Below are 26,580 nucleotides of genomic sequence, written 5' to 3' on the forward strand. Positions count from 1 at the left end.
TTATCATAAACGCTCAATTAATATCTGTCAATATAACATTTAACGTTATTTATAAACTTTTATATTATTTTTCGCAGTAATAAGTATCTTACTTTGCAGTGTTTCTAATCCTAAATTACATTTTTGACGGGATTATCTGTTTTTAATGTTATGTATAATTACATTACAAGCGATCAATGGGCTACTAGACGCGCAGAGGCAAACAGTCAGGATAATGAAAAAAATTGGAATCAAAAAGGTTATTGTGGTCTCTCTAAAGAAATATACAATTGGACATTGTAAATTTAGGAGCTGGGTAAATGGGAACATTATGGACAGAGGAAATGATCTTGGATGACCTGCTTCAATCATTTCATCGTTTCTTCGGTTTGGATGTAATTGAATCGACTCCAATCAAACGAGGCTGGCTGAACTTAAAATGGAAAATAAAAACGGAAGCCGGGAATCTTTTACTCAAACAATATAACAAGGAAAGATATAAAAAATATATACCAGAGGAGCTGTTGTTTGCGCTTTCTCAACAGGTTAGATTGTATAACCAAGGTTTAGCGTGTCCCAATGTGTTATCGTATAACGAAAAAATATTGCTTGAGTCGGATCAGGGAGAACTTTTCATGGTGATGGAATATTGCCAGGGCAAGCTAATTGAGCCAGGTAAAGCCAATGTTCATCAAATATACGATTTAGGTCGAACTACAGGAAAAATGCATCGATTGTTAAACGACGGGACCATTGGTATTAAAAATAGCCCTCAGTTTATCCCTCCCAGCCGTGATGAACGTTTGGCGTATTGGAACTCAGTTTGGGTAAAAACAAAAGATTCCGGTAAAACTCATTTACTTGCCAACATAGAAACACAAATAAAAGCAACGGAAGACATGCATATGGAAATCCTGGAGTTACTTCAATTGGGATGGGCACATCGTGACCTGTGGGTGGATAACCTTTTATTTGATGACAACCGTTTAACGGCAATTCTGGATTTTGATCGACTCAAATATGACTATCCGCAGCTTGATGTAGCTCGAGCTGTGATGTCCTGTGCCGTAGATGATCAATTAGAGGTCTCACTGGCTGCAGCGTTTATGGAAGGGTACAGGGAGGAACGCAACGTGGCAGAGGGTTACTTAACCTATTCATTACAGTTGTTATGGTATATGGAAAGTACATGGTGGATTCATGCTAACATGGATCAACATAGTGTACCTCCCGCTCGGTTTGCAAAAGAAATGATTTGGCTTGCTGAAAATCAAAAAAATATACCGTCTTTGTTAGCAAATATGTAGATAATGCAACACAATGAGGAGAAAAGAAAAAATGTGCTGCCGCGTTGAAGAGGTGGAGTAACTCCTATTGGCTTGACAATGGCATGACTTTGGATAAAGTTGCTGAGTATGCGAATTGCTTCAAGGGGTGGTAACTCATTACTTTAAGAGTAAGAATAATTTGATGATCGAGGTCACGTTGAAACACATCCTCCCGCCAGTTAGCGATGAGAAGCAGGGGCAATTAATGTGTCGGATCTGGATGGGGTTGAAAGGATGAATATACCACGATATATCTGTGAGGATTAAGTCCAGCGGTTGATCCAAGAGGAAGGAGGATTACGTTGTCAACGATTCAAGCTTTCTTGAAACGAAAAAAAATAATACTTTGGATTGGGTTGTCTTTAATTATCCTTACATGTGTACGCTTGCTCTGGATTCATCTTTTTATGACTTCGGATCATTACAGAGTAGCGAATGGGCAGCTCGATTTGAGGGATTGGGATGCGACGGCAGCACACACCATCACACTGGACGGTCAATGGGAGTTTTACCCACATGAATGGTTGATAAATAATAAGGTGAATGCGGATACGCCCGATAAGAACAGAACCCTCATTCAAGTGCCAGGAAGCTGGAATGCAAGGATGCAGCCAGAACGGAGCACCCCTTTTGGATATGGGTCTTATCGTTTACAAATTCTAGTCAATAAGGATGATAAGACGAATTACGCTATTTCCATTCCAAGCGTTCGCAATTCGTCCGAGTTTTATTTGAATGGCAGATTGCTGGCACAATCCGGACAACCAGCATCGCTTAAAGAAAACTATACGCCACGGAATGTTCCATATTCAGCAGCCTTCACAGGGGATCATAACGGTGTAATCGAGATTGTCATTCAGGCGGCGAATTATGACGATTCACGAAATAGCGGTATCATCCGCTCGGTCAAATTTGGAACCGAACAAGCAATTCAACAGGATATACAACTGTCTATCGCGATGCAGCGGTTGATTTTCGTTGCGTTTATGATTCATGCTGTGTATGCGATCATATTATATTTGATCGGATACCGCGATCGAAGATTGCTTTATTTTGCTGTATTGATCCTATGCGCAATTGTTGCATTTGCCGGAAATGGCGATAAAATACTCTTAAGCTGGATTAACCTTTCCTATGAAGGGGAATTTAAGCTGAAGGCTTTGTCCATGCTCGTCGGGGGCTACTCGTTGATTCAATGCATCAAGCAGCTGTTGCCCCGATTTTGGAGCAATCAAGGTTTTACGGGTTACTCTGTGCTCTGTGGAATCGCGGGGCTTATGGTACTATGTATGCCACTTGAATATTTGATGCCCCTGCAAAACGTGTTAAATTTAATTGTGGCCATTTCTTGCCTGACCGCGTTTGTGGTCATTCTACGAATGACGCTTGTGGAAATTGAGACTAATTTTTATTTACAGTTGGCTGTTGTTGCGTTTATGAGCAACATTGCGTGGGAATTTATTCTTATTGCTACCGGGATCAAAGTAATATTTTATCCGTTCGATTTGATTGTGGTGATGATTGCATGTGCATCGATCTGGTTTAAACGCTACATTCACATTTTTGCAGAAATGGAAAAACTAGCGGCCAGGCTTCAGAGGACCGACAAGCTGAAGGATGAATTTCTGGCCAATACCTCCCATGAATTGCGGAACCCGTTGCACGGAATATTGAACATCTCACAAGCTGTTCTGGACAGAGAAAAAAACTCATTGAATGACAAGAGCATTAAGGATCTCGAAATGGTGCTTACCGTAGGGCGTCGTATGTCTCTTATGCTCGGCGATCTGCTGGATATGATGCGACTGAAAGAGAATAGCATTATGCTGAGGACCGAAAATGTTTCTATTCGGAGGATTGCTGCGGACGTCATGGATATGCTTCGTTTCATGACAGATGGAAAACCGGTTCAACTGAACAATCAGATTCCGGACAGCTTCCCTCTTGTGATCGCAGATGAAAATCGGCTCGTTCAAATTTTGTTTAATCTGCTGCATAATGCAGTGAAGCATACGATTCAAGGGGAAGTGTCCATCCGGGCTCAAATGAAAGAGAATAGCGCGAATATCTATATTATGGACACAGGCATTGGAATAGATGAGGAGATGCAGCGGCGAATATTCGAGCCCTATGAGCAGGCAGATCCTGACCAAACAGCAATTCACGGAGGATTTGGGCTCGGGTTAAGCATTTGTAAGCAGCTAGTTGAACTGCACGGAGGAACGCTGAAGGTCAGTTCAGTTCCGAGTCGAGGCTCGATATTTCATTTTGACCTGGCGTTGTCGGCAGCAGTTGCTGGAAATGAAGCACAAGCAAGTGATGTCGAGCTATTCGCAATGCAAGCAGAAATCGCAGCTACTACCGTTCAGCACGCTGCGCAAGTCAGGGGTTTAAGCTCGGAGTCTGGAACGGGTAAAATCAGAATATTGGCGGTAGACGATGATCCTATCAACTTAAATGTATTGGTGAATGTATTTTCGCTAGAATCGGATTATGAGATCGTCACTGCCATAAGCGCTCAGGAAGCTTTATCTTTACTGGATATCAGGGAATGGGATTTGGTCATTACGGACGTTATTATGCCCTATATGTCGGGTTATGAATTGACACACCGCATTCGGGAGAGATTTGATGTCTATGAGCTTCCCGTTCTGCTATTGACCGCCCGTATTCGACCCGAGGATATTGAAGCAGGATTTCTATCAGGAGCCAACGACTATGTGACCAAACCAGTGAACTCGATCGAGCTCAGGGCCAGGGTAAGGGCGTTAACCCACTTTAAAAAATCTGTGAACGAACGATTGAATATGGAGGCTGCATGGCTGCAAGCACAAATAAAACCGCACTTTATTCTTAACACATTAAATGCTGTATTGGCATTGAGTGACATTGATACAGACAAAATGCGCAACCTGGCTGAGGAATTCTCTACGTATTTGCGATCGAGCTTTGACTTCCAAAACTCGGATCGATTCGTACAGCTTGAGCATGAGCTTGATCTTGTTCGCTCTTACCTGAATATTGAACAAGAACGTTTTGGAGACAGGCTATCCGTTGTCTGGGAGGTAGATGAGGGCATTCAGCTGGAAATTCCACCGTTGTCGATTCAGCCGCTTGTTGAAAATGCGGTTATTCATGGCGTGTTGAAAAATACTCAAGGGGGAACGATTCATATTCAAATCACCGATCACGAGCAGTTTGTAGAAATTCGTGTTGCGGATGACGGCGCAGGCATGAATAAGGAGAAGCTGGGGCACATATTGAACGGTAAATTCAATAAAGGCTTAGGAATAGGATTGCGTAATACGAATCTTCGATTGAAGCAGCTTTATCGTACAGGTCTTACAATCGAAAGCGAGCAGGGTCAAGGAACGGTAGTTTCGTTCGTTGTGACGAAAAACTAAAGCTCGTGCTTGCTCTGGATGCCTCTCTCCAGAACTTTTGTTAACTAATATTCGGGTTGAAAAGTTATGTTATCGGTGAAATCGTTGAGGGAAACAAGCAGGTTGTGTACCAACAAGAATTACTATGGGATTAAATCAACATTTCGCCCCCCTATTGCGAAGCATTTAGAAAACAAACGTTTGCCAAATTTATTTAAAAAATCATCAAATTCCAAAAATATGAATTGCTAATGAACATTTTGACCATATTAACTTTGCTGTAATACTTCAAGGAGGAATGTTCAATGACAGACCAACAAACGAACGAACAAGAACAAAGCGCAAGGACACAAGCCCAAAATGCTATGAATCAAGCATTACACGCACTGAATGAAGCCAGACATAATAATGTTGATCAAGACCAAGATGTTCAGGATGCCAAAGAACAGCTGTACAAAGCCCGACAAGAACATATGCAGGCTGATAATTCGGAGAGTGAAGATACGCTTTCCTAAACGATACGCCCCACAAGAGAGTAAAGTATTTAACAAAAACAGCGGATTTTCCCCGTAGGTATCACTTATACAGTGTCTATACGGGGATTTTTTCTGTTGTCCTCGTATGATTCCACGAATAGGACTGTGTGCACTTGGATTTAGGACCTGCTAGCTTGTACAATAGGTTTCAGAAAGCGGGGGAGAGTCTCATGCTCAAGGAACGTATCGAGCTTCTGTGCAAGAAAAAGCAAATATCGCGGAGAGACCTCGTGGAGGGACTCGTCACGCAGTCTCATTTTGCTAACATTTTGGCTGGAAGGTATCCATTTGCCGATGATTTGGCGGAGCATATCGCGGGCCGTCTTGGTGTTCCCATTACCTTTTTGACCAAAGCGGCGGCAACCGATGAGCCTACGATGCAGCGGGCAGAGAACATTTTCCAGACAATGTCAGGGCAGAACGTATCCGAAGCTTACGTGGATACTCTGGATGATCGCGACGATGCACTTGTCGTCGAGCTGACGACTTCCTTAATGAAGGCCGTTTATTATCAACAGATGAACAATCAGAGCGCTTATGACTATTTGCATCAATCCTACTTGAACCATTATTTAGAGAAATATGGAAAGTCTGAAGAAGTCGATCTGCCATTGCCCTTAAAGAAAGCGCTTTTGCTATATAGAATCCAGCATTTTCGCTCCAAGAGCAGCTACTTCGACGTGCTGAACGATGTGAACCGCTTGAACAGTCTTGTGGAACCGGGGGCGGAAATATGGCTGACAGTTCAAAACATCAGGATGGAGGCATACGTTCTACTGAAGCAGTTCGAACAGGCGAAGCAGGTGTTCGAGCAGACGATGCAGCAGATCGTCGATGATCGATTGTTTCATCGTCTATCCGGGCTGTATGTGGCTTACAGCGGCTACTGCTTTGCGATGGGGCTTATACAAGAAGCACTACGTGCTCTTTCGATGGCCGAAGCTAATCTTGTTTATTTGCAACAGCCTGGCGACGTGTTCACGACAATTATGAACAACCGGATCGTCATGCTAACAATGACGGGAGAGCCGGATAAAGCGTTGGACGAAATCGTCCGATTCGAGTCCATACTCGCCAATGAGCCAGCGGAATCCCAGCAACTGCTCGAGCCGGTTATAACCATATATCGCTGTGAAGCCGCTTTTGCCCAGAAAAATTGGGGATTGCTTTCACAAGGAATTGAGCGGCTGCGCATCTCCCACACGGGCACAGATCAGAGAATGGCGTTGGCCTTTTATGAAAGTCAACTTGCGCTCGCCCAAGAGGATATGGAGATGTTTCAAAGCCGGGCACTGGAATGCTTGCCTTATTTCGAAGCCACTCAGCACGCGATGCGTCTCGAGCAGCTTTATGAATCGTTGGCGGTCGTCTCCGAGGAAGGTCGACGCTACAAGGAATCATCCATGTATTATCGGAAGCTTGTGTATTTGTTAAGAAATAACGGAGGAGGTGGGTCTTCCGGTCAGATGTAACACAAAACTTAGGATCAACGAGGAGCAAAGAATGGTGATTGAGACCCAAAATTTTGCAAAATAAGCGCTTTTTGAAAAAAACCGAAGCATGGACAATAGAAGAACTCGCGTTATTGCTGACTTGTTTGTATGCCGCTGATACTATTGTCAGCTTAATGACGGTCGTTTACACTTAATATATAACGACAAACCAAACAATGAGAGGCGTGATGCGTATGTTCGGATTCGGAAAAAATAAAAAACCGCAGGATGCTCTGGAGCATGCAGATAATCTGATGAATAAAGGATTGTCGGGGCTGTTTATGAAAAGCGCGGTTTCCAAGGAGCATAGGAATCTCATCAACCAAAGCCTGGAATCGGCGAAACAGGCACAATTAGCATCAAGCGGCACCGTGCCGATTAGCGCAACTGCCCTTGTCGTATCAGTAACAGATACGGGTAGGCTCATCAATTTCGATCCGGTCGTTGTCCTCGTGTTGAATGTGATTGAGAACGATGGGAGCATATCCCAGAAGACATTGGAAACAATCGTGTCGAAAATCCAAATTCCGCGTGCGGGAGATCGGGTCGGCTTGGGCCACAACCCCGCTAATCCATCAGAGCTTATGTATATGGGACTGCTGCCATAAAGTCTTTGGTCCATATGTGCTGTTAAGTATTATAAGCAGCACTCGGAGCATTTTCGATAATCATACTCACCATTACAGGAAGAGTCGCGTAAATCGCCACTGGTCAAAATGAAATAAGAGAGTAAGGAAGAAAGACGCAGCGCTTCCCTCTGATATAAGAAAACCTCTATCGAAGCCCTTTCCAAGATGAGCGACCGTGGTTCAGAGGTAGGTTTTCTTGAAACATAAGAATTCTTCAGCTTCGCTGAAAACTTATACATTCTTATCTCTTAAAAAAGATTGCCAATGATGCCGGTCAGAGGATCGGTTAATTGGCAATCTTTTTATTGATTTCAACTTATGTGTAAGAAGCTCCTCCTAGTGGAGAGAGGGGTGGGCAGCGCGCCCTACAAAGGATTGGAAGGCTTTCAGCTCACGAGGCAAATGTGTCTGGTAAGGCTCCTCCCATCCGGACCATTCTCCGCTGGCATAACCCTTATAGCGGATACTTTGAAGGGCGGCGGCAATTTTGGCAAAATCGAGATCACCCTCTCCGATCGGCTTGTGTTCCTTGTGCTCTGAATCAAATGAAGCATCGTGAAAATGAACATGCCGGATCCATGGCCCCAAATGGGTGACGACATCCGCCGGCTCAGCCAGCCCACGACGCTTCGTGTGCAGTACGTCCCATAGGGCGACCACCTGAGGATCATCGACTGCTCGCATCAGGCTGGCCATCTGAACAGGATCTGACCAATCATCATGGGTTTCGATCGCAATCTTGATGCCATGCTCACGGGCAGATGGCAAGATGGCATTCAGCACGCTCACAATGGCGGCCAGTGTTTGCTCGCGTGAGCCGCCAGCAGGAATTTTGCCGCCAGCCACCCTCAGGAATGGAGCGCCGACGTCGGAGGCGAGCTTAATATAATCCAATGCTGCAGCGATTTCTTTGTCGGAATCGGGCCGTGAGCATATGATCGAAACGCCAAGGCAGATGATAGGAATTCCACTCTCTAAAGCCAGGCGTTTCCATTCTGCTCTTTGATGTAAGTCGGCAGAAAGCTCGACACCATGAGCATGTCCAACACCGACCCGCAGCTCTACTCCTGCATAGCCGTAGGTTGTGGCAGTATCCATCAATTGGGAAAGTGAAAGAGTTGGTCCTGAAAATGAGTGAACAGCATATTGCATTTAATAATTCCTCCTTAGAATGGTTAGGTATGTTTGCATAGGAATAGGCTATCTGCGTCTGGAATGACGCCAGAGCAGGAACAAAAAGTAAGGTCCGCCAATTACCGATACGATTAAGCCTGCCGGAATTTCCAGAGGCGGAAGCAACCCGCGGCCAAGCGCATCGGCGATCAGCACCAACAAGCCTCCCAGCAGTGCCGCTACCGGCATTAATATTCGATGTCTGGCACCGACAAGACGTCTTGCCATATGCGGTGTAATAAGTCCAACAAAACCGATCGTTCCAGCAGCTGCAACAGCGGCAGCGGTCAGCAGAACAGCCATGACCAGCAGCAGGACGCGGGTTCCCTCAAGATGGATGCCCAACCCTTTGGCAGATAGATCACCCAGCCTGATGATGTCAAGCCGAAGCCCCATCAGCCAGGCCAAGGGAATGACGATTGCTACCCATGGCAGCATATGAAGGACTTGATCCCAAGTTCGGCCCCAGAGGCTTCCGCTCAGCCAGATTAAAGCCGCATTGACATTCGGCGGCGATTTGGACACCAGCAGTTGTATGCCTGCTGAACAAAATGCGCTGATTGCGACACCTACAAGCGCCAGCCGAACCGGAATGATACCATGCCGGTAGGCTAACGCATATACCGCGCAGGCCGCAATAATGCCGCCCATAAATGCTGCTGTAGTTAATGTAGAGGGTACCGAATGCGGTAGCAGCAGCGTAACAACAACCGCCGCCAGCCCCGCACCCCCGGTTAGTCCCAGTGTATCCGGAGCAGCCAACGGATTTCTCATGACGCCTTGGGCGATAACACCGGCTACCGCCAGACTGGCTCCGACCAAGAGAGCCAGTGCTACCCGAGGCAGCCGATAGCTGACAATGATCGAGCTTAGCTGTGGATCGCCCGAGCCGGCAAGAATACGGAGTAATTGCTCGGGGTGGATTCGCACATCGCCGATGGCGATGTTAATCATGACACTAACCGCAACAGCGAGAATGAGAAGCGTAATAATGGCAGAGTTGCGGCGATCCGCGCCGTGTCGGTTAACGGATTTGTGCAACGAATTGGAGGCAGGAAACGACATTATTTCCCCTCCTTTTTACGTCTTCTAGCCAGATAAATAAAAAAAGGAGTACCGATTAAGGCAGTTACTACACCTACGGGTGTTTCATAAGGAAACACGATATAACGGGAGGCCAGATCTGCGAGCACCAGCATGATCGAGCCGAACAGTGCCGATAATGGAAGGACAAGCCTGTAATCGACCCCGATCAAATATCTGACGATATGAGGTACAATTAAACCGACAAATCCGATTGGGCCGGCAATGGATACAGAAACTCCGGCCAGCACGATAACTATGATCGCCATAAGGCTTCGTGTAATCATAATCCGCTGTCCCAGCGCATGTGCCAGCTCCTCTCCCAAGCTGAGCACGGAAGCTGCACGTCCGAAGGAAAAAGCAGCCAGCAGGGTAGGTATACTCCACAACATGATCAATTCAGCATGCTCCCATTTCCGCGACGATACCGAACCGGCTAACCAGAACAGCACTCTATCCATTTGTGTCTCGTTAAAAATAATCATACCTTGAGTAAGCGCAGAGAGTATCGCCTGGACGGCAACTCCGGTAAGCGCAAGATGAACCTCCATATCGTTGCCTTTGAAGACAGAAGCCATGGCATAAACCACAACAGCCGCTAAGGCCCCGCCTGTAAAAGCTGCATATACCATATTGCCACTGGAAAGAAAGGGCACCTGAACAGTCAGAAACACGACGGCTGCTGCCGCTCCGGCGTTAATTCCGAATATGCCAGGGGATGCCAATACATTGCGTGTGACAGCCTGCATCAAGGCACCAGCGACCGCCAGGTTGGCTCCAACAAAAGCTGTTACGATCATCCTCGGAATTCGCACATTCTGGAGAATGATATGTGCGCGTGAGCCGTCATTATGAAAGATGGAGGCCCAGATGGTCGAGAGCGACAGGGTGGTCGAACCCAAAGAGACTGATAAAAACAAGACAAAGAGCAGGATGATTAACCCGGCCGCAGAAATCCACAGCACTTTGCCGGTTTGCTGCCGGGTAGATAAGGGTGCAGCTTGTTCTGCTGGACGGCTCACTTCAATACTTCCTTTCCGACAAAATTAATAAAAAGATCTTTTCAAAATTGAGCACCGCCATTAGCGGTTATTTCAGCTTCAAAATCTCTTTCTCGGTTTGGTCCAGCATCACATTAGCACCCTGCACACTGCGGCGAAGCGACCACGCATACCGATCCACATCAAACATTTGTTTGGTTTTGACTGCTTTCAATTCTTGCCATAAGGGATCTTTATGAACTGGTCTATTGCCATCCTTATCTTTCTTGTCCACATCGCCTGACATTAAAATAATGATGTCCGGATCAAGTTCCAGCAGTTGTTCAATTGTCATTTTCACATTTCGGTCAGCTGTACCGAATTTGGAGTTATTGTTCAATAAATAGTTAAACCCGATCGTACTCATCAGCTGTGATGAGAAAAATTCAGCATGACGGACTGTCATTTCCGTATCCGTATTGCCGATCAGCAGCACACTTTTTTTGATGCCGGCTGCTTTGGTCTGTAATGCTTTCATCTTGGCTTTATGGGTTTCGAGGATCTTGTCCATTTCACTTTTTTTGCCCACAGCATTGCCTATCGTAGCCGCAGCATCCAGTGTTTCCTGATAATTGGCGTTAAGATTTTTGAGTGAAAGGGTCGGCGCGATTTTTGATAATTCCGCGTAAACGTTTTTGTGGCGATCGGTATCGGCAATAATTAAATCGGGGTTCAGTACTTTAATCTTCTCCAGACTTGGCTGGGCTCGCATACCCACGGCTGTGTAGCCTTCAATCTTTTTGAGCGCATCCTCCACAATCAGGTTGGGTTTGTTATCGTCAGCGACGCCGAGAGGCTTCAGCCCTACATCAAGAAGTGCATCAATAAAACCAAGCTCGAGCACAACGATCCTTTGTGGTGTGCCCTGGATCGTCGTTTCTCCTAGATCATGCTTAATGATCCGGCTTCCTTGTGGGGCTGCTGCTGTTTCCTTAGTCCCGCTTGCTGCACTGTCAGAAGTCGGAGCGCTAGCCGTTGGTGGTGTTGGAGCTGGGTTGGAGCTTGAAGCCTGATTGCTGCCTGTGCTGCCGCAGGCGAGTATGAGTACAGCCATCATGATATAGGTAATGGCGATACCAAGCTGTTTTCCGTATCTCATTTATGATCCCCCTCTTATAATAATGATAATCATTCTCGTTGATTATACAGGGAATGTGACAAGCATTCCATGACACAAGGGGGATTATTTTGCATGGATTATTTTTAGATGAGCTGCTTTCCACCTGAACCGGACAACAGGGCGACCGCTTCCTCCAGCTGCCGGTCTATTGAATCCGGTGCATAAATCAGCCATCGATTAAAGCTCATGAAGAACACCCTACCGGATTTTACCGCTGGATGACGAAGCCATGCCTCGGTGGCCTGAAGCTGCTTCATGCCAGCTCTTGCCTCCTGCTCTGACTTTGCGATAAGCAATAGGTAATCCGCCTCGTAATCGCCGATCTCCTCAGCAGAAGCGGCTACCCAGACCAGTCCGGTTCCAATATCATGCTTATCGATTTGTCTTTGCAGCTTTTCAGGGGGGTGCATTTGCAGGGAACGATAAAAAACATGACCCATATTGCGCGCACCGTATATTCGCAGTCCATTGGCGGTAAAGGTGAATATGACAACGGATTTACTGCCGGTAGCGGCCCCGACTTTTTTGCGTGCAAGCTCTACTCGCTGCTCGTGGCGCTCCCGCCATTCCTTGGCTGCCTGCTCTTTATCTACAAGCTGGGCAATTTCTTGTAGATGATAGAAAATATCCTTTTGCATCCAGGGGATCACAATAATAGGGGCGATGTCGCCTATGTTGTTTCTGGCCTGGAGGGATATATTTTCTTTGCACATAATCATATCGGGCTTCGCCCGTATCAGCTTCTGTCTCCAGATGTCCCAGGACTGGGAGCTTTCCAGTGGTTCCGACACACGGTCCGTAATAGAAGTCGGTCCTTTATCGATTCTGGCCGCATAGGGGACGATGCCAAGTGTGTATAAATGATCGGTGCATGCGTAAGAAAGCGAGGCCACATTGCTGTGGTGATGCTTCAGATAGACGGATGGTGCGACGCCATACTGGGCTTTGAACCGACGGCTGAAATAGAATTCATCCTTGTAACCGACCTCACGGGCCACATTGCGAATTTTGTCCTGTGAGAGCAGCAGAAGCTCCTTGGCCCTGTTCATTCGCAAGCCGGTTAAGTATTCAATCGGACTTTTATCCATCTTTTGCTTGAACAGTGTCGAATAATAGGAGGGATTCAAGCCTGCCAGGTCGGCCAGCTTATCCAGAGTGATATCCGTGTGATAAGCATCCTGCATATAGCGTACCGATTGTTCAAACGCATTCCAGGTATCGATGGTAATTACGGACTGTGCTTCTTTAAGCAGCATACGCAAAATGGCGTACATGTAAATGGACTGCTGCAGCTTCATGGCCACATCCAGTGAGTGGTGATTATCGTATATAAGCTTGATCAGCTTGGAATATAAGCCATACTGATGTATCGCAATCTGTCCTTGTACGGGAAAGGAGCGTTCTTTTTCATACCCTCTGTATGAAGAGGTTGATTCGGACTGGCGATATAGCTCAAACGAGACCCGATATAGTTTTAGATTAGGCTGGTGCATGCTGTTGATTACAGCTTTCATCCCCGGAAGCAGTAACAACGCATGTTTACGTGAAAGCTGCAGCATCTGACCATTTAACAATATTTCACCGCTGCCCCCAACAATAAACAACAGCACATGATGGTCAAGCTCTGAGGATTCTTCAGACCGATAAGTACCGTAATCGAGATATTCGATAGTGCTGACTTCAAGCAGTGATTGTTGGAACAGGGTCTCGATATCAGTTTCCGTATTATGTAAACCCATACTCATTTGGTTGTCCTCCCAGACAATAATGAGAATAATTCTCATTTAATATGGCTAATTGTACAGCAAGCAGAGCTTTCTTTCAATTCCCTATAGAGCTCCTTTGCGCGAAACATCGGTTCATTTGAGTGAAACCCACGATGTTCCTCTGTCCACAATAGCTTGCTTTGGTACAAATGCCCATAAAATGGGCGTTTGAATCAGTAACAGATGCGGATACTTACCATAGATTGAATGTATGGTAAGTTCATTCCTTCCTTCATGGTTGTATCTGTGAACAGAAGAACATTTATAGGAGGCTTTTACAATGAATCAATTTCAAAATGATCTGCAACAATTAAGTGTTTCCCAGTTTCAGACTGGAGAGATGACACCTTGGAACCAGCAAGGTCAGTACCCGGGAGTTCAGTATCCTAATGGCGTCAATCAGGTGGATCCGTCACGGCTGTGTGTTGGCTTCGGGGGCTTTTGCGTAGGTTTTTGCGGTGGTTTTTGCGTTGGCGCTTGTGTAGGTTTTTGCGGCGGTTTTCAATGCGGTGGATTTCGTTGTGGTGGATGCGGCGGCTTTCGCTGTGGTGGATGTGGCGGCTTTCATCGTTGTCGTTAATTCTATTGTTTCAAGGTTGTTAATTAAAATTGCTTCTGCTGTAGAGAAGAGCCCGCCCCTTACAACAACAGGTTGTCAGGGGCATTTATTCCTTACAGGCAAGGCATGTGGGACGAATTAACGTACATACAATATGGAAGAGAGGGTTCCACAATAGCGTAATTCGCAACAATTAGGAGGAGACAAATGACAAGTCTAACCCCTGCTGCACGCATAAAAGTTAAGGATGACACGTTTTTTCTTCCTGTTCCGAACGACGGTGTGTACTTCCGTAATAACGTAGGCACATTCCGCATGGAGGGCGGGATGATCGACCGGTGGATTGAAAAGCTGGTTCCTATGTTCAGTGGAGAGCATACCTTGGCGGATTTGACAGGCGGGTTGTCGTACACGCACCGTGAACGGGTTTATGAAATCGCGAATGTGTTATACCAACAAGGCTTTGTCCGGGATGTAAGTAAAGACCTAACGCATCAATTAACGGACGGGATTATCCAAAAGTACGCTGGACAAATAGCTTTTTTAGAAAGCTTCGGTGATTCCGGCGCATACCGATTTCAGTGTTATCGGCAGACCGACGTCTTAGCAGTCGGATCAGGTCCGATCTTCGTTGCATTGATTTCTTCATTAATGGAGTCGGGGCTGCCTAAAATCAATATGCTGATAACCGATTCGGTGCCGACGAACCGGGAACGATTAATGGAATTGGCAGAGCAGGCCCGCCGTACAGATCCTGATGCGGTTCTTAAGGAAGTCATGAGACGAAGGGATGGAGCAGATGGTTGGAGAGATGTTGTCCAGCCATTCCAATCGGTTTTGTATGTATCTCAAGAGGGGGATATAGAAGAGTTCCGTCACCTCCATACAGCTTGCAAAACGGAAAAAAAGATGCTGCTGCCAGCCATGTGCCTGCATCAGGCAGGAATGGCTGGTCCGGTTGTACATCCGGATGCGGAGGGGTGCTGGGAATCAGCGTGGCGTCGGGTCCACCAGCCAGCCGTTATTAAGGACCCGGAGCTGCATATTTTCTCAGCAACAGCGGGAGCGATGCTTGCCAATGTGATTGTGTTCGAGCTGTTTAAAACCGCTACCGGGGGCTCAGAGCTGAGAAATTCGTTTTTTCTGCTGGACCTGGAAACGTTGGAGGGCAGCTGGCACCCATTCATGCCGCATCCTCTGATTCATGGATTTGAGGAAGCCCGAACAGTTCAAGCATCGAAGCTCCAGCTGCAGCTTCAACATGATGGGAGTGAGGGGAATGCGGACAAAAGTGGGCTGTTGACTTATTTGAGCCGATTAACTTCAGCACAATCAGGGATTCTTCATATTTGGGAGGAAGGGGATTTGAGACAGCTGCCACTCTCGCAGTGTCGTGTTCAGACGGTTGATCCATTATCGCAGGGTCCTGCTGGCCTGCTGCCGGAGCAGATCGGTACAGGGCTGACACACGAGGAAGCGCGGCGGGAATCGGGACTGATCGGGCTTGAAGCATATGTATCACGATTGGCCGACATCATCCTAAACACGCAAGAGGTTGTTGGTACCGGTGTAGGGGAAACGGCAGCAGAAGGCGTTCTGCGAGGCTTAAAAGCCAATTTGGCCAAGCAGCACGCCATGCAGCAGGTTCATGAGCAAACTGTCACTCGGGTTCAGCTAAATAGGGTAGAGGATCAACGCAGCCGGTATTATTTACAGGCTTTGACCACTATGAGGAGAGAGCCGGTGATTGCCTTGGGAGAGCCAGTGTCGGGTTTCCCAACAGTATGGGTCGGTACAGGGGAATACTGGTATGGCAGTACGGACTTGAATATAACTATGGCGCTGCAGAAGGGACTACAAGCTGCACTCCAGAAGCTGCAAAATAATTCCGCATATCCTGCGAATCAGGTTCTGGAGCTGGAAGCTTCGTCCGTGAGATTTGGCAAGGATACCGTGGTTGACCTTGTGATACCCTCAAGTGAAGGAAATTTACAGTCCGAAATTTTACAGGAAGCCTTACAGCTATTGAAAAAGAACGGCAAACAGCTTTTTGTTATGGATCTGGCTGTAGAACCGTTTTTGCAAGAGGAACTCAAAGGAGTGTTTGGCGTGCTGCTGCGAGAGGGGGAGTCCCGGTGAACAGAGGGCTGGCTATTATTGGAGAGGGAGGGCTGGCGGATCTTGTGACCCGAGAGCTGTCCGCCTTAAGCAGGATTATGCGCCTGAGCGACTTAAAGGGAGGTGTGCCGGAAGATGTCGATGTCGATTTCGCCTTGGTGCTGCACGATGCATGGCATCCCTCCGTTCATCAGGAAGCGGAAGAGCTTTTCCGCAAAGCAGCTATTCCATGGCTGCGAGGTTTTGTTGCATTTGGCGAAGGTGTGATCGGACCGCTAGTCCGGCCTGATTTAACCGGGTGTACACAATGTGCTGACACTCGGCGCCTCTTGGCAGGACGTGACCGCAAGGAGACGTGGATGCTGCAGCAGCGTCTAAAGAGTGGCGGGAATTCTCGTGACGCCTGGACATCAAGTGCTGGGCTTTCGCAGTTGGCACAACTGATTGTAAAAAGGTCGATGGATGTGCTTCAAGGCAACCCTTCCCGCTTGGAAGAACGAGTGTTTTTCATGGATATGAAAACATTAAGGAGCACCAGTCACTGTTTTCTGCCGGACCCACTCTGTCCATTTTGCAGTTATATGTCTGAAGATACACCAGCAAGGGCCCGAATCTCTCTTCAATCAAGTCCCAAGATTAGCCCCAAAAGCTATCGCAGCCGGTCGTTAGAGGAGCTTGGAAGCTTTCTGGTGAAAGATTATCTGGATTATAAGACCGGCTTTTTGAATGGAAAAATGATTGATCTCATGTCGCCTTTTGCTGATGTGAGTGTAAATCTACCTATGTTCGACCATGATGAGGCGACAGCAGGCCGTACACACTCATATGCGGAGAGCGAACTGACAGCTATTATGGAGGGCTTGGAGCGATATTGCGGCATGGCGCCTCGCGGTAAAAGGCCGACGGTTAACGACAGTTACCGTAATCTGGCGGAGCATGCCCTTCATCCTGCTGCGATAGGCTTGTATGCGAAGGAGCAGTATGAGCGGCCTCATTTTCCTTTCAAGCCATTTCATCCTGACGAGCCGATCGATTGGGTATGGGGTTATTCGTTTGAGCGGCAAAACCCAATATTAATTCCGCAGCAGCTTGCTTATTACAGTTCAAGCTGCGGTCAAGGATTTATCTATGAAACGTCCAACGGCTGCGCATTGGGAGGAAGCTTAGAAGAGGCTATATTTTACGGCATCATGGAAGTGGTGGAACGCGATTCTTTTCTGTTGACCTGGTATGCACAGCTGCCGCTCCCCAGGCTTGATCCTTATTCTGCAGGCGATATGGAGCTGGAGCTTATGATACAGCGGATGCAGACGGTAGCCGGATTCGATGTGTATTTGTATAACGCAACGATGGAAAATGGAATTTCAAGCGTGTGGGCAATAGCCAAAAACATAAAGTCCAAGGGAGTCAATCTGATTTGCGCTGCAGGGGCTCATCCAGACCCCGTTCGCGCTGCGAAAAGTGCGGTTCATGAACTATCGGGGATGACGTTGACACTCGATGCAAAGTTCGAAGAAAACCGCGAGCAGTATAAGCAAATGATCAATGACCCATCCTTGGTGACTGGTATGGAAGACCATTCGATGCTGTACAGCTTACCGGAGGCAGAGGATCGTCTGCAATTTCTGCTGGAAGAAAGCCGACCTCTGCGGGCATTTCAGGAGGAATTTGATCAGGCACCGGTGCATTCGGATTTGACTGATGACCTGAAGGACGCTCTTCAGGCGTTCCACCGCTTGAATCTCGACGTGATCGTGGTAGATCAGACAACGCCTGAACTACAACGAAATAAACTGTACTGCGTGAAGGTGCTGATTCCAGGTATGCTTCCGATGACGTTCGGTCAACATCTCACCCGTGTGATAGGGTTGGACAGAGTGTTAAAGGTACCGGCGCTGCTCGGGTATGCTGCACAGCCGCTGCTCTTGAACCAACTCAATCCACATCCGCACCCGTTCCCTTAAAACAACAGAGGAGGAAGGAAGATGAGTCTGGAAACATTCCTGCGCAGTCTCCATGAGGATACTAATGAGTCCAGACCGCAGGACTGGCAAGTCGACTGGGATGACGCGCCTCTTCCATATAAGCTATATCGCAGATTGCCAGTCTTTCCTTTATCCCTGGAAATCCCGTTGTCACTGTATAGAATTCGATTGCCCGCCAATCCCGATCTGACAACTATCGGTCATTTTCTATGGCATGTATATGGCCTGACACGATTGAGTCAATACCCTGCGGTCCATTCCATGAACCAAAAGCTGGGCCCGCTGCAGATGTATAGGCGTTTTGTCCCTTCAGGCGGCGGATTGTATCCGAATGAGCTGTATATATATCTGAAGACGGCCGATGCTCCTGTCGGCGTGTACCATTACGATGCGGCGCACCATCGGCTGGTATTGCTTCGTGAGGGGAACTTTGATTCCTACCTGAATCAGGCACTCGGAAGCCGATGTGAGATATCGGGTTGTTTTGCAACGATTTTGGTTTCCGTGATGTTTTGGAAAAACTTTTATAAATACAATAACTTTGCTTATCGATTGCAAGGATTGGACACGGGTGTAATGATTGGTCAATTACTTGAAGTGACCCGACAGTATGGTTACGAATCAAGGGTATATTTCCAATTTCTGGATCGGGCGGTTAATCATCTGCTTGGGATATCCGCTAGGGATGAGAGCGTGTATGCGGTGATCCCACTTTCGGCGAAGCCCATGACATCCTGGTTGCACAATGGGATAGATGAAGTGGGGGAGAGCTCTGCGGTTCAATTGTGCAGGGAACTGCCGGAAGTTCAACATGACAGCTTCCAGCGGTCGCTTAAAGTCAAAGCATATCCGATGCTGACCCGGATGAACGAGGCGTCCATGCTGGATTCAATAGGTTCGTTTCGACACGTTGGGGAGACGAAGCATGTTGAAAGCAGACTACAGTCGGTATATTTGCCCCACGTGAAGCGGCTATCCTATGATTTGACCACTGTTTGCCAAAATCGGTATTCACCAGAGGCGGATTTCGTATTGAGCAAGGTGACCGATTCCGAAGTGGCAGCTTTGCTGCAGCAGGCGACGGCTTCTTTATCTTATAATAATGACCTGAATGCTCCCAATGAAAATACTGCAGCTCGCATATCCTTGTACTGTTGTTTGTATCATGTTGAAGGCATTCCTGACGGTGCCTATCGCTATGATAGCACAGCCCATTTGTTGTGCCGGGTACGTCCGGGAGATCATCGGCTAAGGCTGCAGCTTGGCATGTCGATGAATAACGTCAACTTGTTTCAAGTACCCCTCTGCCTCCATGTGGTAAGCGTTCAAGACTACCACAAATCGGTATTAGGGTACCGGGGATATCGCATTCAGCAGATGGAAGCGGGGATACTTGTACAAAATTTACTGTTAGCGGCGTCCGCCATGGGTATGGGAGGGCGGCCATTGCTCGGATTTAATACTGCTATCTGTGATGAGCTGTACCAATTAGCTGAACATGGCAAGACCAGTCTCATTCAGATCCCGATCGGTCACCATCGTCAGCGTTCTCGTTTGGAAGGAGGTTTGCACAGCTAAAACAACATGGTTACATAAAAAGTCGCCAAACTTGAATCGCGGCTTTTTTGTTATGTCATCAGGTTTGATTTGCACTCATTTGGCTCTGGAGAACACCAATCGCTTATGGTAGCAGACTACACAGGCAATGCATGCGACTTTCCAATAACAACGATACAATGACGGTAAGGATACACAAGAAAGACGACCAATGGTGGACGTCCTTCTCCGTGCTCTATGTCTGTCTAAATGGCACTCACCGGGTCGGAACGCTGACCATCTGCCTTGTAGAGACGTTAAGGCGATTCCAGAGGTTAGCTGTGGCGATTCCGGCGATGAGCGTGGCCAGCGCCTGCTCATCGTAGTGTCGGGCTGCCTCGTTGTAGCTCTCGTCCGACACCGGATCGGTACGGTCGCTGAGTCGGGTAACCACCTCGCTGAGCGCCAGGGCAGCGCGTTCTGCATTGGTAAAGTGCGGTGTTTCGCGCCATGCCGCTACGGTGAGAAGCCTGTCTGCGGTATCACCTGCCGCCAAGGCATTGCGTGAGTGAAGTTCTACGCAGACGCTGTCTCCATTAATTTGGCTTGCCCGAAGATAGGCAAGAAAGAGCGTCCGGCTCGGAACGCCGGTTGTCTCTGCCGACGCGAACAGGGCTTTGCCCAGGGCTTGCAAGGCTTGAATCGCTTCAGGTACGATCATAGCGGGACTCTGCATTCTTGATTGCATGGGTAACACTCCTTGATTACTGGGATAGGAGCCGATTGTCCGGCCCTTCACTACGATGACGGATCGATTCGCCGGAATGTGACAAGTCTGCAAGGGCTGAGGGGGAATCAACGAATATTTGGCATCCTGTCACATCGCCTGGACTTCATACGTCAATACTTATAAAGGCTGATTTTATATGAAGAAGGATGTTGAATGATGAGCGAGCATAAAGCGTTGGCAGAGCAATTCGAAGCGCACCGAGATCACCTGAAGGCAGTGGCTTATCGAATGCTGGGATCATTGAGCGAGGCAGAGGACGCGGTTCAGGAATCTTGGCTGCGTCTTAATCGCTCGGATTCAAGCGGTGTTGAGAATCTGGGAGGATGGCTGACCACAGTTGTCTCGCGATTGTGCCTCGATATGCTGAGGTCGCGAAAATCAAGACGCGAGGAATCGATAGAAACACACTTGCCAGAAACGTTCGCGAGCCATGAAACTGGAAGTGACCCTGAATATGAAGCACTGCTGGCTGATTCCGTCGGTCTCGCGCTGTTGGTCGTGATCGACAATCTGAATCCTGCAGAGCGCATCACGTTCGTACTGCACGATATATTTGGTATGCCCTTCACCGAGATCGCTCCTATTGTGGGGAAATCCGAGATCGCGGCCAGACAACTTGCGAGCCGGGCACGCCGCAGGGTACAAGGGGCGGGGACAACGTCTGAAGCCGATCTTGCTCGACAACGAGAACTAATTGACGCTTTTCTTGCTGCGGCCCACGCCGGGGATTTCGATTCGTTGGTAGCGGCGCTTGATCCAGACGTTGTGCTTCGGGACGATCGCCAGCAGGGGGCCTCAAGAATAACACGAGGAGCCGTAGCTCTGGCCAAGCAAGTTTCGGGACGTGCACAGGCTGCACAGTCAGCTCTCGTGAACGGGTCCGTTGGAGTGATCGTGGCTCCTCGCGGAAGACTGCTCTATGTACTGAAATTCACAATAAGGAACGGAAAGATAGCCGAGGTCGATTTGATTTCCGATCCTACACGTATCAGGCAGTTGGATCTCGCGGTATGGGGCGATCGGTAAAGAACGATTAAAACTAAAATCTACACTGTTCGCGCCTGTAAGAAAAAGTTTATACTGAAGATATCAACGAACAGGGAGGCCATACACATGAAAAAAAACATGATCAACCACACCATATCCGCATATAAGGGTGGAACCATTTTATAAATTGTAAAAGTTGTACCCCTTATGTGTAATTTAATAAAACACGAAGAAGGGGTAAACCATGCGTTTTCCAATGAAAAAATTTTTCTCTTATTACAAACCCTATATAAAATTATTTATTGCTGTATTGGTCTGTACCTTTATCGTATCTGCTGTGAGCTTGGTGTTTCCGCTGCTGGTTCAGTACATTACGAAAAATATTTTGGCAGGAGACTTGTCCACTGCGTTGGGTAAAGTGTATGGGATTGGCGGGCTCATGATTGTTATGGTCGCGATCCAGAATATAGGGAACTATTTTGTGGATTATAAGGGTCATGAAGTCGGTGCACGTATGGAAAGTGACATGCGCAGCGAGCTGTTCGCACATATGCAATCCTTATCCTATGACTTTTACGATAAGGAAAAGACAGGGAAGCTTATGTCCCGCATAACCAACGATCTCTTGCTGCTCTCCGAACTGTACCACCATGGCCCGGAAGACTACGTCAAATACCTCGTCCGCTTTATTGGTGCATTTGTGATTTTGTTCTCTATCAATGCCTCTTTAACGGTTGCGGTATTCTGTTTTTTTCCACTACTCGGTGTCTTATCCTTGTATTTCAATAAGAAATTGAACAAAGCATTACGAAGAAACAAAGAGCGAATCGGGGACGTTAACGCGCAGGTAGAGGATAGTCTGTCAGGAATCCGAGTAGTCAAATCGTTCGCCAACGAGCACATAGAGGTCGATAAGTTTAACCGTGAAAATTATCGTTTCCTCGATAGCCGTAAGCAAACGTATAAGGCAGAAGCGTATTTTTTTAATGGTGTCGAAACGATTATTCAATTGATTACGATTACCGTGATCATCTTTGGAAGTGCCAGTATTGTTGGAAGCACATTGGAAATAGCAGATTTGATCACGTTTCTTCTTTATATCGGCTTTATGGTTGAACCTATTCAACGGCTGACGCATATGAGCACACAGCTGCAAGAAGGAACCACAGGCTTCCAGCGTTTTATGGAAATGATGAGCCTGAAGCCGACAATCGATAACAAACCGAATGCTTGGATGCTGCGAGAGGTGCGTGGGGAGATTGAGTTCAAGAATGTATCCTTCCGATACGAGGATCATTTAAATCAGGTGCTGGCAAATCTGTCATTACACGTGCAGCCGGGAGAGTACGTTGCTTTAGTAGGACCGTCCGGAGCGGGAAAAACGACATTATGCTCGCTCATTCCTCGGTTCTATGAAGCAACCAGTGGTGAGGTGCTGCTGGACGGGATCAATGTCCGGGATATCGATCTACGATCTTTAAGAAATCATATCGGCATTGTACAGCAAGAGGTATACCTTTTTGCAGGAACCGTTATGGAAAACATTCGTTACGGACAACCATCTGCGAACGATGATGATATTATTACAGCCGCTAAGCACGCCAACGCCCATGATTTTATTATGAACTTGCCTAACGGCTATCACTCCGAGATCGGACAACGAGGCGTCAAGCTGTCTGGTGGTCAAAAGCAGCGGCTAAGTATTGCTCGTGTATTTTTGAAAAACCCTCCTGTTCTCATCTTGGATGAAGCAACGAGTGCGCTGGATAACGAGAGCGAAAGTATAGTCAAGGAATCGCTGGAATTATTAGCAAAAGGGCGCACAACGCTTGTCATTGCCCATCGGCTGTCCACGATTCGCAATGCTCAACGAATTGTTGTATTGACGGAGGACGGAATTGCGGAACAAGGCACGCATGATTCACTGCTTGCGGGAAATGGCGTGTATGCCCATCTGTATGCCAAGCAGTTTGAATTAATAACATAGCAGCGACACGCAAAATCGGCTTACCCTTCACGAAGAGGAAGCCGATTTTGCGTGCTCGGGATGAACCCGGCTGTCTATTCGCTTGCTTTGCTCGCACCATGTATGATGGGTTTTGTACCGGGTATTGCGTACTGCTTGGATGTCCGATTATAGGAAACGGGTTGATGGCTTCAGGGACAGCTGATTGTTAAAGTCTTTTAAATAGTTTGAATTACCAAGGCAAAGCATCTTCGAGATGGAAGAAGCCGCCTGTTGGACCATCCTCAGGTAGCGTTGCGGCCAATATGCTCGAACGGCTGCCTTCCACCTCATCATATTGAGCCTTGTCGCCGCCGAGTCGAGTGCGAACCCAGCCGGGATGAATCGAATTAACTTTAATGGGTGTGTCTTTGAGTTCTTCGGCCAAGTGAACCGTGAAGGCGTTTAAAGCTGATTTGGAGGCATTATAAGCAAAAGTTTTAATGGAATAAATAAATGAGTTAGGATCCGAATGAAGGGTGAGTGACCCCAGTATGCTGGATAAGTTGACAATACGTCCGGCAGCAGATTTACGAATCAGTGGTAAAAGAATTTGTGTCAGTTCAACTTGAGCAAAGAAATTGGCATCAAATGTGTCCCGTAATACCTTCATAGGCAGAGTACTTGTTCTGTTGATAATTTCGAGGGACACATTCTCTTGATCCAGCAAAACCCCGGCATTGTTGATCAAGATATCCAGCTTACCATAGTTCTCATCCAGATATTTATAAGCAGCTAGATGATCTTCATGAACATTCACATCGAGTTTAATACTTTCAACCTTCAGACCATCTTGTTTAAATTGTTCAGCGACTTCAATAGCTTTATTGGCATCACGGGCACCAATTACTACCGTGGCTCCTAATTGAGCCAGACCACGAACAGTTTCCAATCCAATTCCCCGCGTTCCGCCAGTTACCAATGCCACTTTTCCGTTTAAATCCTGTGCTGTTGTCATTTATTATTCTCTCCTTTTAATTACTAATTATGTGATTGGGGGATATTGTGCTCGAGAACATGCAGCTCTTTTGGGAATGATCATTCTCTTTTGTTCAAAAAAAATTAGTTGTTTACTTTTCTAAAATTTTCATAGAATGATTGGCTATACGGTAAAGCTTTTCCTTGCTTATCGATGTACGTGACATGACCCTAAGCCCTAGAAGCGTATTTTGCAAAGACTCCGCCAGCTCTTTGGCATCACAATCAGACGCAAATTCGCCGCCATGCTGTCCCCACTGAATAATATCCGTGAGCAGCTGCTCTTCATTGGCAAAGCCTTTAGTTGCTAAAGAATCAGCATCGGCATCATGTGTCGCCAGCTCTACCGCTGCAGTAACAAACAGGCAGCCGAGAGGAGTGTTCTCGTTCTTATCGATAGTGAACTCCAAAATATAACGTAGAGCTTGCGCAGCGGATTCAGCTTGTTTAATTCTTCTTTCAAGGTCCTTACCCATGATTTCACCGTAACGATTCAAAGCTTTGAGAAACAAGGTATGCTTGTCGCTGAACGTGTCGTATATACTTCTTCTATGAATTCCCATATGTTCGACAAGATCAGACATCGAGGTTTTTTCGTAGCCCTGTTCCCAGAAGAGCTGCATAGCCTTTTGAAGTACTTCATTCTCGTCGTATTCTTTGCTTCGTGCCATTTATATCCCCCTCCGGAAAACATCATATCATTACGGGAACGATCAGTAAAGAATTATTTTTGAAATCAACAACGGTAATTATTTTGTTACCAATGATTGACACTGGATAATAATGTATAGTACATTGATTGTAATAGTAAATTTTACGAATAAAAGGAGAGGTTTTTTTGGCACATATGTTGATGATTGAGAGTTGGGTAGGAGCAAGCGGCAACCTGCTGCCACCACTTTTGAAGTCGCTGGGGCACACATATACCTTTGTAACTCGCAAGCCTGAGCATTACCAAAGTGCTCTCAGTACAGAGCAACATCCAGTACTCAAGTATGCGGAATCCGTTCTCATTACCGAAACGAATGATATTCCTGGCTTAATTGAATTCCTGCGGCCCTATCGTTTTGACGGTGTCATTACGGTCTGCGATTATTACATCGAGGTTGTGAGAGAAGTAGCCAAGGCCTTTAAGCTGCCATCTCCTTTTCCAGACAAAGTGAAGACCGTACGGCAAAAACATCTTATGCGTCAGGCGCTCGACCGAGCTGGACTTGCAAATCCGAACTATCGACTTGCATATAGTTGGGCAGAGGTGGAGCAGGCTGCAGCTGCAATTGGCTATCCATTAGTTCTGAAGCCAGTAGATCTTGCATCCAGTGCATTTGTGAGCCTTATTCAAAATGGGAGGGAATTACAAGACGCTTACCATGCACTTGAAGCATTCCCACTCAATTTTAGAGATCAGGAAAGAGAATGCACTTATCTCCTTGAGGCGTATATGAAAGGTGAGGAGGTTAGTGTAGAGAGCGTCTCCTATAATGGCGAGATTACGGTGTTGGGCATTACGGATAAATCAATTACCGGGACTCCTTATTTTATCGAAAATGGCCATATGTTCCCCGCCAAGCTGAATAATGAAACACATTCGGAGATAACGCAGTTTGTTCAGAAAGCATTGCAAGCTGTAGGCTTTGATCATGGAATTGCCCATACGGAGGTGAAGCTTACAGCAGAGGGCCCGCGGATCGTTGAAATCAATCCAAGAACGGCTGGTAATTACATCGTAGAACTCATCCAACGAGTCACAGGTATCGATTTGCTCCAGGCCTTTGTTGAACTTTCTTTAGGCCTAAAGCCTGTTCTCACGATAAAAGACAGTGGAGTTGCCAGTGCAGCTGCCCTGTTTCTTGTTCCTTCCCAAAGTGGCACGATTACTCATATTCAAGGGATTGAATCATTGGAGTCGGATGCGCATATGGTTCGCTATAGGATTGAAAATTGTATTGGCAAATTTATAGAAACTCCGATCGATAATGCCTGCTACTTGGGGCACGTGATCACGCAGGATACGGAAGGCTTAAACGCCAGATTGTATGGGGAAGAAGCGCTCAAACGAATAATTCTGAGCTTTGACAGTAAAGGGGAATGA

Annotated in this window: 20 protein-coding genes; 12 read left to right on the forward strand and 8 right to left on the reverse strand. The window is 46.9% G+C overall.

All coding sequences use genetic code 11. The features are described from left to right. Window positions 1-299: 299 nt before the first annotated feature. The 5 genes from NST47_RS18115 (at window position 300) to NST47_RS18135 (ending at window position 7,327) form a co-directional block, all read left to right on the forward strand. Entirely contained in the window at window positions 300-1,286 is a 987-nt protein-coding gene (locus tag NST47_RS18115; RefSeq protein ID WP_341156346.1) for a phosphotransferase enzyme family protein, read from the forward strand. A 323-nt stretch (window positions 1,287-1,609) separates the two neighbouring features. Continuing rightward, complete coding sequence (locus tag NST47_RS18120) at window positions 1,610-4,711, forward strand: ATP-binding protein (RefSeq protein ID WP_341156347.1); 3,102 nt, start codon at window positions 1,610-1,612, stop codon at window positions 4,709-4,711. Between the two features lie 284 nt (window positions 4,712-4,995). Next, complete coding sequence (locus tag NST47_RS18125) at window positions 4,996-5,205, forward strand: hypothetical protein (protein ID WP_341156348.1); 210 nt, start codon at window positions 4,996-4,998, stop codon at window positions 5,203-5,205. 191 nt (window positions 5,206-5,396) lie between these two features. Then, a complete protein-coding gene (locus tag NST47_RS18130; RefSeq protein WP_341156349.1) occupies window positions 5,397-6,698 on the forward strand; it encodes a helix-turn-helix domain-containing protein in 1,302 nt (433 codons plus the stop codon). Window positions 6,699-6,913: 215 nt separating this feature from the next. Next, the gene (locus NST47_RS18135) at window positions 6,914-7,327 is read left to right on the forward strand and encodes a hypothetical protein (RefSeq protein WP_341156350.1); all 414 of its coding nucleotides are present in this window, start codon (window positions 6,914-6,916) and stop codon (window positions 7,325-7,327) included. A 357-nt stretch (window positions 7,328-7,684) separates the two neighbouring features. On the opposite strand, the gene NST47_RS18140 is transcribed toward NST47_RS18135, so the two are convergent. The 5 genes from NST47_RS18140 to NST47_RS18160 all read right to left on the reverse strand — a co-directional run bounded on the left by NST47_RS18140 (window position 7,685) and on the right by NST47_RS18160 (window position 13,509). Next, complete coding sequence (locus tag NST47_RS18140; protein ID WP_341156351.1) at window positions 7,685-8,500, reverse strand: sugar phosphate isomerase/epimerase family protein; 816 nt, start codon at window positions 8,498-8,500, stop codon at window positions 7,685-7,687. A gap of 48 nt (window positions 8,501-8,548) precedes the next feature. Further along, window positions 8,549-9,586 (reverse strand): FecCD family ABC transporter permease, encoded by a 1,038-nt coding sequence (locus NST47_RS18145; RefSeq protein WP_341156352.1) that lies wholly within the window; start codon window positions 9,584-9,586, stop codon window positions 8,549-8,551. Continuing rightward, complete coding sequence (locus NST47_RS18150) at window positions 9,586-10,626, reverse strand: FecCD family ABC transporter permease (RefSeq protein ID WP_341156353.1); 1,041 nt, start codon at window positions 10,624-10,626, stop codon at window positions 9,586-9,588. Before NST47_RS18150 ends, NST47_RS18145 begins: the two co-directional genes overlap by 1 nt. A 67-nt stretch (window positions 10,627-10,693) precedes the next feature. Then, window positions 10,694-11,743 (reverse strand): ABC transporter substrate-binding protein, encoded by a 1,050-nt coding sequence (locus NST47_RS18155; RefSeq protein WP_341156354.1) that lies wholly within the window; start codon window positions 11,741-11,743, stop codon window positions 10,694-10,696. A 104-nt stretch (window positions 11,744-11,847) separates the two neighbouring features. Then, the gene (locus NST47_RS18160) at window positions 11,848-13,509 is read right to left on the reverse strand and encodes an AraC family transcriptional regulator (RefSeq protein WP_341156355.1); all 1,662 of its coding nucleotides are present in this window, start codon (window positions 13,507-13,509) and stop codon (window positions 11,848-11,850) included. Window positions 13,510-13,810: 301 nt separating this feature from the next. On the opposite strand from NST47_RS18160, the gene NST47_RS18165 reads away from it, so the two are divergent. The 4 genes from NST47_RS18165 (at window position 13,811) to NST47_RS18180 (ending at window position 19,770) form a co-directional block, all read left to right on the forward strand. Further along, a complete protein-coding gene (locus tag NST47_RS18165; RefSeq protein ID WP_341156356.1) occupies window positions 13,811-14,110 on the forward strand; it encodes a heterocycloanthracin/sonorensin family bacteriocin in 300 nt (99 codons plus the stop codon). 186 nt (window positions 14,111-14,296) lie between these two features. Continuing rightward, the gene (locus tag NST47_RS18170; RefSeq protein WP_341156357.1) at window positions 14,297-16,228 is read left to right on the forward strand and encodes a putative thiazole-containing bacteriocin maturation protein; all 1,932 of its coding nucleotides are present in this window, start codon (window positions 14,297-14,299) and stop codon (window positions 16,226-16,228) included. Next, window positions 16,225-18,171, forward strand: coding sequence for a TOMM precursor leader peptide-binding protein (locus NST47_RS18175; RefSeq protein ID WP_341156358.1), 1,947 nt, complete (start codon window positions 16,225-16,227; stop codon window positions 18,169-18,171). Before NST47_RS18170 ends, NST47_RS18175 begins: the two co-directional genes overlap by 4 nt. 21 nt (window positions 18,172-18,192) lie before the next feature. After that, complete coding sequence (locus tag NST47_RS18180) at window positions 18,193-19,770, forward strand: SagB family peptide dehydrogenase (protein WP_341156359.1); 1,578 nt, start codon at window positions 18,193-18,195, stop codon at window positions 19,768-19,770. A 235-nt stretch (window positions 19,771-20,005) separates the two neighbouring features. Here NST47_RS18180 and NST47_RS18185 read toward each other — a convergent pair whose 3' ends face one another. After that, window positions 20,006-20,476, reverse strand: a complete 471-nt coding sequence (locus tag NST47_RS18185) for a carboxymuconolactone decarboxylase family protein (protein WP_341156360.1) — start codon at window positions 20,474-20,476, stop codon at window positions 20,006-20,008. A 198-nt stretch (window positions 20,477-20,674) separates the two neighbouring features. On the opposite strand from NST47_RS18185, the gene NST47_RS18190 reads away from it, so the two are divergent. Beyond that, window positions 20,675-21,544 (forward strand): sigma-70 family RNA polymerase sigma factor, encoded by an 870-nt coding sequence (locus tag NST47_RS18190; RefSeq protein ID WP_341156361.1) that lies wholly within the window; start codon window positions 20,675-20,677, stop codon window positions 21,542-21,544. Between the two features lie 205 nt (window positions 21,545-21,749). Next, window positions 21,750-23,492 (forward strand): ABC transporter ATP-binding protein, encoded by a 1,743-nt coding sequence (locus NST47_RS18195; RefSeq protein ID WP_341156362.1) that lies wholly within the window; start codon window positions 21,750-21,752, stop codon window positions 23,490-23,492. Between the two features lie 211 nt (window positions 23,493-23,703). On the opposite strand, the gene NST47_RS18200 is transcribed toward NST47_RS18195, so the two are convergent. Beyond that, window positions 23,704-24,468, reverse strand: a complete 765-nt coding sequence (locus NST47_RS18200) for an SDR family oxidoreductase (protein WP_341156363.1) — start codon at window positions 24,466-24,468, stop codon at window positions 23,704-23,706. A gap of 112 nt (window positions 24,469-24,580) precedes the next feature. After that, window positions 24,581-25,159 carry a TetR/AcrR family transcriptional regulator gene (locus NST47_RS18205; protein ID WP_341156364.1) on the reverse strand — a complete coding sequence of 193 codons (579 nt, stop codon included), beginning with the start codon at window positions 25,157-25,159 and terminating at the stop codon, window positions 24,581-24,583. Window positions 25,160-25,335: 176 nt separating this feature from the next. Between NST47_RS18205 and NST47_RS18210 the strand changes: the two genes are divergently transcribed. Continuing rightward, complete coding sequence (locus tag NST47_RS18210; RefSeq protein ID WP_341159695.1) at window positions 25,336-26,580, forward strand: ATP-grasp domain-containing protein; 1,245 nt, start codon at window positions 25,336-25,338, stop codon at window positions 26,578-26,580.

Source organism: Paenibacillus sp. FSL H8-0034 (assembly GCF_038000305.1).
GTDB lineage: Bacteria > Bacillota > Bacilli > Paenibacillales > NBRC-103111 > Paenibacillus_S.

Bases quoted from the DNA above. Each gene is read 5' to 3' on its own strand.
- NST47_RS18115 (WP_341156346.1), top strand. From the start codon at position 300: ATGGGAACATTATGGACAGAGGAAATGATCTTGGATGACCTGCTTCAA.
- NST47_RS18125 (WP_341156348.1), top strand. From the start codon at position 4,996: ATGACAGACCAACAAACGAACGAACAAGAACAAAGCGCAAGGACACAA.
- NST47_RS18130 (WP_341156349.1), top strand. From the start codon at position 5,397: ATGCTCAAGGAACGTATCGAGCTTCTGTGCAAGAAAAAGCAAATATCG.
- NST47_RS18135 (WP_341156350.1), top strand. From the start codon at position 6,914: ATGTTCGGATTCGGAAAAAATAAAAAACCGCAGGATGCTCTGGAGCAT.
- NST47_RS18140 (WP_341156351.1), bottom strand. From the start codon at position 8,500: ATGCAATATGCTGTTCACTCATTTTCAGGACCAACTCTTTCACTTTCC.
- NST47_RS18145 (WP_341156352.1), bottom strand. From the start codon at position 9,586: ATGTCGTTTCCTGCCTCCAATTCGTTGCACAAATCCGTTAACCGACAC.
- NST47_RS18155 (WP_341156354.1), bottom strand. From the start codon at position 11,743: ATGAGATACGGAAAACAGCTTGGTATCGCCATTACCTATATCATGATG.
- NST47_RS18160 (WP_341156355.1), bottom strand. From the start codon at position 13,509: ATGAGTATGGGTTTACATAATACGGAAACTGATATCGAGACCCTGTTC.
- NST47_RS18165 (WP_341156356.1), top strand. From the start codon at position 13,811: ATGAATCAATTTCAAAATGATCTGCAACAATTAAGTGTTTCCCAGTTT.
- NST47_RS18170 (WP_341156357.1), top strand. From the start codon at position 14,297: ATGACAAGTCTAACCCCTGCTGCACGCATAAAAGTTAAGGATGACACG.
- NST47_RS18180 (WP_341156359.1), top strand. From the start codon at position 18,193: ATGAGTCTGGAAACATTCCTGCGCAGTCTCCATGAGGATACTAATGAG.
- NST47_RS18185 (WP_341156360.1), bottom strand. From the start codon at position 20,476: ATGCAATCAAGAATGCAGAGTCCCGCTATGATCGTACCTGAAGCGATT.
- NST47_RS18190 (WP_341156361.1), top strand. From the start codon at position 20,675: ATGAGCGAGCATAAAGCGTTGGCAGAGCAATTCGAAGCGCACCGAGAT.
- NST47_RS18195 (WP_341156362.1), top strand. From the start codon at position 21,750: ATGCGTTTTCCAATGAAAAAATTTTTCTCTTATTACAAACCCTATATA.
- NST47_RS18200 (WP_341156363.1), bottom strand. From the start codon at position 24,468: ATGACAACAGCACAGGATTTAAACGGAAAAGTGGCATTGGTAACTGGC.
- NST47_RS18205 (WP_341156364.1), bottom strand. From the start codon at position 25,159: ATGGCACGAAGCAAAGAATACGACGAGAATGAAGTACTTCAAAAGGCT.
- NST47_RS18210 (WP_341159695.1), top strand. From the start codon at position 25,336: ATGTTGATGATTGAGAGTTGGGTAGGAGCAAGCGGCAACCTGCTGCCA.